A 7,295-nucleotide genomic window follows, 5' to 3' on the forward strand; every position below is an offset into this window, starting at 1 on the left:
TGTACACAGTGCACTGGGTTATGTATCGCCTTTTGAGTTTGAAGCAATGTACTATGATAAGATTAACCCGTTAGGTCAGGTGGCCTAACTTAAATAAAAAAGTCTCCGACAAACCCGGTACGGTTCAGTTCGTAATTAATAATCCTTACCGTATTTTGGGGCTTACTGCAAATGCTTCATCAAGAGAAGTAGCAAAAAGAGTAGCTGATTTAGAAACATTTGCTGAGTTTGGTAAGCCAAAAAAATATTCCCTTGATCTAACTGAAATAGCACCTCTTACAAGAACAGTAGATACGATTCAGCAAGCTGCGAAAGATATAGAAAATGATACTGACAAATTGGTATACGCTTTCTTCTGGTTTGCAAAAGTTGATAGTGTTGATGAATTAGCAATTGAATGTATTGAAAACAATCAAGTTCAAAAAGCTTTCGAAATATGGGATCAGCAAATTAGTAAAAATGAAAATGATGCTAAATTTTCATGGCGACTTAATCGAGCTGTTATTTCATTATTTTGGTGCCAAGGTTCAAATTTTGATACTGACAATTTTGAATCAGCGTTGAAAGATTTAGGATATTTAACAGATGACCATTTTCAGGATGTTCAAGGATTTATATTTGGGGAAAGTAATTTAAAAATTGATATAGAACAAATAAATAAAAAAATTATAGATGAGATTCTTAAATTCATAAGTAATTTAGAAGAGCAACCTTATGGTGCATATGGTATTGGCCTATTACATGAGTTTTGGACATTTTCAACAAGTGCACAAGACTATGTACAGACAAAGTTATTTGCACTTTGTATTAATCAGATAGAAACTGCGATCCAAAAGAGTCAGCAGTTGAGGGATACTGAAAATTCAAGTTTTATAAATCAATATAATGGTTTGAAAGAAGTTGAAGACCTGATTTATGAAATAGATGAATTTTCGGAAAATTATAAAATACAAAATATTCTTAATGAGTATGTAGAAGAGGTTAGAAAGTGTTCCCTATATGCAAATAATAAGCTAGATAATCGTGATTTAGCCTATGATTTAATTACATGGGCAGAACAATTACCATCTTATGGACAGGTTGCTGAAGAGGTAAAGGTAAATAAAGAACAACTAATAGATTTAATTGAAAATGATAAATTTTCAAAAAACTACTCATCTATCGCTGAGTATATGGAAAGAGACATTAATTCAATCGAAGATGCTAGAAAAATTTTAAATATCTTTAAACAAGAATTAAAACAGATAGATATACATGATGACATGTATTACAAAGTATCTTCTTATTGTGTGACGAAAATTTTGAACTTTTTAATTGATGAATTTAATGATGCACATAATAGATTGGAAAACCACCAAGATATAGCATATTTCCTGAGTGTGGCTAAGCCTGTATGTAGCTTAATAGAAATAATGAGAACGTTCGAACTTGTGCCTGAGGTGGAGGATCGAGTTGAACGGAATTATAAAAATATTAAAGAACAGATTGAAGAGTTTGAAAATATTATTAATAAATTCGTGAAAACCCAAAATAATCATCAATATGAACCATCATCCTATCAAGAGCCTGGGTTTTATAAGTCAGATAAAGATATTGTATTTAGTGGGGCACTAGGTGGTTTAGCTGAACTTTGGGGATGGAATGCTGGTTTTCTAAGAATTTTGTTTGTTGTAGTTAGCGTATTTACATCTATTTGGCCAGGTGTAATTGCATATATCGTACTTAATATGATCATGCCTAAAAGAAATTAAGGTTTGAGTATTTAAAAATGAAGAATTCAATGAAAAGAATAGCTGTACTTATAGTATTGGGTGGGATGTTAGGGCATGCTTCAGCAGCATCTAATGAGCAAATTCCACAGGATATACGTGTTAAATTTGGCGAGCTTGAAAATTTAAACAAGCAGGCATTAGAACAAATTAATCAGATAAAAGCAGAGAGTCTTAAACAGCAAAAAGCATTAATTTCAAAAATTACTGAGCAGGATGAACAACACCAGCTGCAAATTAAAACTCTGAATGATGATTTAAAAATTCTAGAAACTAAGTTGCAGGATAGTATAAAAGCACATACACAAACTGTTGAAAAATTAAATCAGCTCAATAAAACAACGGCAGATACTGCTGCAACAATTAATGACAGTATTGCTACTCGAACAATCGCAGCACTGATCGGGTTGTTTTTAGCATTAGCTTTAATTGCTGCAAGCTACTTCTTACTCAGAAAAAGACAGAATCAATCAAGCGAGGATCTGTCTTCTCAAGTGAAACTAGCTTTAGATAATGTACGGCAAACTGAAGAAAATATTGTGAAGTCTGACATTCAACTTGCTGACCGCTTACATGAAGTTTTAATTCAGCTTAAAGAACAAGCCAAAGTTACACCTATGGTTCAACAGAATAGCGAACCGGATCATAGTCTACCTCTAAAATTGGCGGATGAAATTCATCGTATGCGTAAACGTCTTGCAGCATTGCCTGAAGATACTAAAGGATTGAAGCCTCTCAGTAAGTCATTAGAACGGCTAGAAGATGAGTTATCTGAGCAAGGCTATGAAATTATTGATCATACTGGTGCTGAATATATAGAAAATATGTCGATCAAAGCTCAGGTCATACCAAGTGATGAACTAGAAAATGGTCAAAGTATTATAACGAAGGTTATTGTTCCACAAGTGAATTTTAATGGGGTGATGATTCGTATGGCAGATGTAGAAGTTAGTGTAGGTTAAGGAACTATAAAAATGCGTCAAAAGATTGATTACGGTATTGATTTAGGAACAACAAACTCAGCGATTGCTCGTATGGAGGATGGTGAAGCATTTATTATAAAAAGTGATGATAATCAGATGGATACAACGCCATCTATAGTTTCTTTTAATAAAAAACAAGCTGTTTTTGTAGGATTGAGCGCAAAAAATGCATTAGAGAGAGAATCCGTTAGTTTTCATAGAAATCGAAAAAAAGCTGAGCCAAATGGTTATCAAGAATTTAAAAGAACCATGGGGACGGACCACCAATATACTTCTTCAAATATGCAACGATCTTATACTTCGGAAGAATTATCTGCTGAGGTATTGAAAAAACTGAAAGGTTATATTCGTGATGAGGAAGTCACATCTGCTGTAATTACAGTACCTGCAATGTTTAGGCAAAGCCAATTAGATGCAACACAACGTGCGGCTGAATTGGCTGGTTTTAGTTATTGTGAATTACTTCAGGAACCCATTGCTGCTTCAATCGCTTATGGAGTTAAAGCCAACGCTACTACAGGCTATTGGTTAGTATTTGACTTTGGTGGAGGAACTTTTGATGCTGCATTAATGCATGTTGAAGAAGGCATTATGAAAGTGGTGGATACTGAAGGTGATAATCATCTCGGTGGTAAAAATCTTGATAATGCGATTGTTGATCAGCTCTTAATTCCAGAATTACAAAAGCAATGTGAGTTATCGGATACTCTTGAAAATGAAAGTACTAAAAAACTCCTTCAAGATGCATTAAAAATATATGCTGAAGAAGCAAAAATCGCTTTATCCTCTAAAGAGAAATGGAGTTATTTCTTAGAGGATTTGGGTGAAGATGATGATGGGGAAGAAATTCAAGCTGATCTTGATATTAGTTTGGAGCAGTATGAAAAAGTCGTCAGTCCAATTTTCCAACGTGCAATTGACATCGTTCAAGATGTATTAAAACGTAATAATTTAAGTGGCCGTGATTTAGAGTCTCTTATCCTCGTTGGTGGTCCAACTTTCCAACAAACGTTGCGCCGCATGTTAAAAGAGCAAATTACAGAAAAGGTTGATACAAATATTGACCCGATGACAGCAGTGGCAAAAGGTGCTGCGTTATTTGCTTCTACAAAAGATATTCCAGGGGATCTACAAAAACGTGATAGTTCAAAAGCACAATTAAGCCTGAAATATCCGGAAACGACTGTAGAAACGCATGAAAATTTAGGCATTCGGATTGACCGTGATCAGTCTACAGCCAACTTGCCTGATACGTTTACTTTAGAAATTATTCGTGGTGATAGTGGTTGGTCTTCAGGGAAAGTGATTGTTGAAGGCGATGTAGAAATTATAGAACTCATGTTAAATGAAGGTAAAACCAACCAATTTAACATTAAATTATCTGGACCTGATGGTTCAAATATACCGTGTGAACCAAGTTCCATTACGATTATTCAGGGTATGAAGATTGCTAATGCAACTCTACCTTATAGTGTAGGCATTGAGGTGTATGATACGGTAGATAACAAACAGGGTGTTTACCCACTAGCAGGTTTAGAAAAAAATAAAACTTTACCAGCTAAAGGTAAAGGTTCTTTCAAGACTATGAAAGATATTCGACCAGGTGTTAAAGAAGATCAACTTTTAATACCAATTTATGAATTGAGTCGAGAGAATGCGGGATCTAGAGCCATCTTAAATACATTCTTCGGTAAATTTGCTATCACGGGTCAAGATATTTCTAGTTTTCTTCCTGCGGGAAGTGAGGTGGAAGTAACCTTAAATATTGATGCTTCACGCCGAGGAAAATTATCGGTTTATCTGCCATCTTTAGATGAAAGTTTTGATATTGTCATTGAACCGACAATTGAAAAAGACGTGAAGAAAGAGGAATTACAGAAAGAGATTGTTCAGGCAAAAGCAACAGCACAACGCCTTGCCAATGAAGGTAACAGTGTTGCAGAAAAACAGCTCGAACAGTTAGATGAAACAGAACAAGTTCTGAATGATCGTGGTCATGAACGCTCAAGTAAGGAAGAAGTGAAAGCTAAGCTTCAAGAGTCTTTGATTGAGTTAGATAAGCAAGAAGAAGCTGGCGAGTGGCCAAAAGTGAAGCAAGAGCTTCAGGAAACACTGAATCACCTAATTATGCAAAATAAGCGTTATGGTAATGCTCAGACCAATCGCCTTGTTGAAGAGTCTGAAGAGCATGTTCGCCAAGTGATCGCTGCTAAAGATATTCAATCTGCGAAGAAGTTAGAAAGTCAGTTATCTTCTATGGCATTTGAACTACAAGGACAAGATATTAGTTTCTGGGTAGGTGCTGTCTATTATCTCGATGAAAGTTTTGATGAAATTAAGTGGACAAATCGTGCAGAGGCATATCGTGGTGTACAGAACCTCAAACAATTGCTTAATATGAATCCTAATAAAGATCGTCTTGAGCAGGCAGTTTGGGAGGTTGTGCAATTAATGAGCCCTGAAAGTAAAGCTGCAATGCAAAATGTCAATAATGATCTATTGAGACGTTAAGAAGAAAATGAAGCGAGTCGGTACATTTCCTAAAAAATCGGTGATTGAAAATCAGTATCAAGTACAGAAGTACTTAGGTGAGCATGATTGTTGTGAAGTGTATCGAGTCGTGGACTTAAGCTCTCATGAGCTTAAGCTGATGAAAGTTATTCAAAATGAGCTTCTATCTAAGATCGATATTGATTTATTAGAAGAAAAGTTGCATCAAGCATCTTTGTTAGTACATCCCAATTTGATGATACAGTCTGAATTACAAAACTTTATAAGTGATGAGGTTAAGTATTATTACTTTTTAAATGATTATCTTACAGGTGAATCACTTGAAAATTTAACAGAACGAAAATTAAAGCTTACAGTGACTGAAAGTCTAGATATTTTATTGCCAGTTTTAGAGGTAGTGGACTATTTGGATCATCATAAGAAGCTTCATAAATTCATAGATCCGAGTTATATATATTTGGACTACAGCTCAGAAAAAAAACAAAGTTATTTATGTTTGGTTAAAGTTATTCAATTTTTTTCAGGTTCAAAGAAAAACATAGCTCTAGCATATCAATCTAGTACAAATGTGATTAAAAAAACTGATGCAGAAGATGATCTTTTTGCGTGGGTGGTCGTTTTGTATAAATGTATTACAGGTGTTCATCCTTGGAACTATGATATTGATTGGGAAGAGCAAACAACCAATATTATAAAAAAACGAATAGCACTCCACCGAATGAGTTATCAATCTACGCCTTTATCTTTTTATGAAAGAAGATATGAAAAAGTTGATGATATATTTAGTTTAATTTTAGATGGTAGCCAAATAAAAGAAAAACAATGCATAAGTGATTTTAAAGCTAATTTATTAAAAGTCTTTGATTCATCTAGTAAAATTTTGGGTAATAAGGAGCTTAAATTAGGAAATAATTCAAAAAAAACTAGTGAAAAAAATCCATTGAGAAAAGGTTTGGAAAAAGTTGCAGGTATGAGTGACCTGAAAAAGCAATTGGATGTGGATGTTATACAATCGCTAAGGCAAATTGAAAAATATCAAAAATATGGTATTGAGCCATTAAATGGGATACTGTTATATGGTCCACCTGGTTGTGGTAAGACATTTATTGCGAGATGTTTAGCTGAAGAAATAGGTTATTCATATTTTGAAATAAAACCTTCAGATTTAGCTAGTGTTTATATACACGGAACTCAAGAAAAAATTGCAAAATTATTCAAGGAAGCTGAACAGGAAAAACCTTCATTAATTTTTATTGATGAGATAGATGCTGTGTTACCAAATAGGAATGAGGGTAATTTGAATCACCATCATCTAAGTGAGGTCAATGAATTTTTAGCGCAAATTTCAAATTGTAATGAGAAAGGAATTATTATTATTGGAGCAACAAATCGACCTAAAGCGATAGACTCAGCAATGTTAAGAACAGGTCGATTAGAAAAACATATTTATATAGGTTTCCCGGACTTTAATGCTCGTCTAGATATGCTAAAACAGTATATCGAAAATAGACCATTTTCTGAGGATTTAGATCTTTTTAATGTAGCTATTTTAACGGTTGGTTACACTTCTAGTGATCTTAAATATATAGTAAATGAGACTGCTAAAATGGCATTGAAAAAAGATAGCAAAATTACGGATGAATTTTTTAAAGAGGTTATTGAAAAGTATAAACCATCTGTAAAAAATGATGATAGTTTCAGTCAGTTTTAAGAACAAATAATGGATAGTTTATATGTATTAGTTCAGACTTGATCGTACATTCTTCTTGAAAAAGAGAAAGTTACCCGTTTTGATAAAGGTGTCGAAATCTTAATCAAACAAAGGTAACTTTCTTATGTTGCATACTAACAATCAAATCATTAAACACAAAGTAGGTCTGCTCAATTTAGCTGAAGAGCTTCAGAATGAACCGTACCGGGTTTGTCGGAGACTTTTTTATTTAAGTTAGGCCACCTGACCTAACGGGTTAATCTTATCATAGTACATTGCTTCAAACTCAAAAGGCGATACATAACCCAGTGCACTGTGTAC

Annotated in this window: 4 protein-coding genes; all 4 read left to right on the forward strand. The window is 34.1% G+C overall.

Going from position 1 to position 7,295, the window contains the following annotated elements; all coding sequences use genetic code 11:
• Positions 1 to 155: 155 nt before the first annotated feature.
• The 4 genes from FTT75_RS15020 to FTT75_RS15035 are packed head-to-tail and all read left to right on the forward strand — an operon-like array spanning position 156 to position 6,974.
• Entirely contained in the window at positions 156 to 1,751 is a 1,596-nt protein-coding gene (locus tag FTT75_RS15020; RefSeq protein WP_218950583.1) for a PspC domain-containing protein, read from the forward strand.
• A gap of 17 nt (positions 1,752 to 1,768) precedes the next feature.
• Positions 1,769 to 2,731, forward strand: coding sequence for a hypothetical protein (locus FTT75_RS15025; protein ID WP_257222009.1), 963 nt, complete (start codon positions 1,769 to 1,771; stop codon positions 2,729 to 2,731).
• A 12-nt stretch (positions 2,732 to 2,743) separates the two neighbouring features.
• Positions 2,744 to 5,263, forward strand: coding sequence for an Hsp70 family protein (locus tag FTT75_RS15030; protein ID WP_180001866.1), 2,520 nt, complete (start codon positions 2,744 to 2,746; stop codon positions 5,261 to 5,263).
• A 7-nt stretch (positions 5,264 to 5,270) separates the two neighbouring features.
• Positions 5,271 to 6,974, forward strand: coding sequence for an AAA family ATPase (locus tag FTT75_RS15035; protein ID WP_180001867.1), 1,704 nt, complete (start codon positions 5,271 to 5,273; stop codon positions 6,972 to 6,974).
• Positions 6,975 to 7,295 lie beyond the last annotated feature (321 nt).

This window comes from Acinetobacter sp. YH01008, assembly GCF_013420435.1.
Taxonomy (GTDB): domain Bacteria; phylum Pseudomonadota; class Gammaproteobacteria; order Pseudomonadales; family Moraxellaceae; genus Acinetobacter; species Acinetobacter pseudolwoffii.